The organism is Streptomyces sp. KLMMK, assembly GCF_036961605.1.
In the GTDB taxonomy this organism is placed as follows: Bacteria; Actinomycetota; Actinomycetes; order Streptomycetales; family Streptomycetaceae; genus Streptomyces; species Streptomyces telluris.
On record NZ_JBAMDC010000778.1, the window covers coordinates 1 to 924 of the forward strand.

Below are 924 nucleotides of genomic sequence, written 5' to 3' on the forward strand. Positions count from 1 at the left end.
CGCGGCGCATCGCCGTCCCCGGCTGCTACCCGACGGCGGTGTCGCTGGCGCTGTTCCCGGCCTACGCGGCGGGGCTGGCGGCACCGGAGGCGGTGATCGTGGCGGCGTCGGGGACGTCGGGTGCGGGCAAGGCGGCCAAGCCGCACCTGCTCGGCTCCGAGGTCATGGGTTCGGCCGGTGCCTACGGCGTGGGCGGCACCCACCGGCACACGCCCGAGATCGCACAGAACCTCTCCGCGGCCGCCGGACGGTCCGTCAGCGTCTCGTTCACCCCCGTCCTCGTGCCCATGCCCCGCGGCATCCTCGCCACCTGCTCGGCCCCGGCGCTGCCCGGAGTGACCGCCGACGCGCTCCGGTCGGCCTATGCGCAGGCGTACGCGGAGGAGCCCTTCGTGCACTTGCTGCCGGAAGGGCAACAGCCCACCACCGGGGCGGTGGTCGGCTCCAACACCGTGCTGGTGCAGGTGGCGCTGGACGAGGCGGCCGGGCGGATCGTCGTGGTGAGCGCGATCGACAACCTGGCCAAGGGCACCGCCGGCGGCGCGGTGCAGAGCATGAACATCGCCCTCGGCCTCCCCGAGGAGCTGGGCCTGCCCGTCACCGGGGTGGCGCCATGAGCGTCCGCCGGCTGATCGCGACCGTACTGGCACGACTGGTGCCGTGCGACCCCCTGGACGTCCGGGCCATGGGCGAGAACGAGGAGATGCAGTGAGCGTCACGGCAGCGAAGGGATTCACGGCGGCGGGTATCGCCGCCGGGATCAAGGAGAGCGGCAGTCCCGACCTGGCCCTCGTGGTCAACCAGGGCCCGCGCCTGGCCGCTGCGGGCGTCTTCACCTCGAACCGGGTGAAGGCCGCGCCGGTGGTGTGGTCGCAGCAGGTCCTCAAGGGCGGACAGGTTTCGGCCGTGGTCCTCAACTCCGGC

Annotated in this window: 2 protein-coding genes; both read left to right on the forward strand. The window is 73.4% G+C overall.

Translation table 11 applies throughout. From position 1 onward, the window contains the following. The coding region (argC, locus tag V7793_RS37905) for an N-acetyl-gamma-glutamyl-phosphate reductase (RefSeq protein WP_336014303.1) at nucleotides 1-617 on the forward strand (617 nt) is incomplete at its 5' end. A 91-nt stretch (nucleotides 618-708) separates the two neighbouring features. After that, nucleotides 709-924 (forward strand): bifunctional ornithine acetyltransferase/N-acetylglutamate synthase (locus tag V7793_RS37910; RefSeq protein WP_336014305.1); only part of this gene is annotated, 216 nt, incomplete at its 3' end.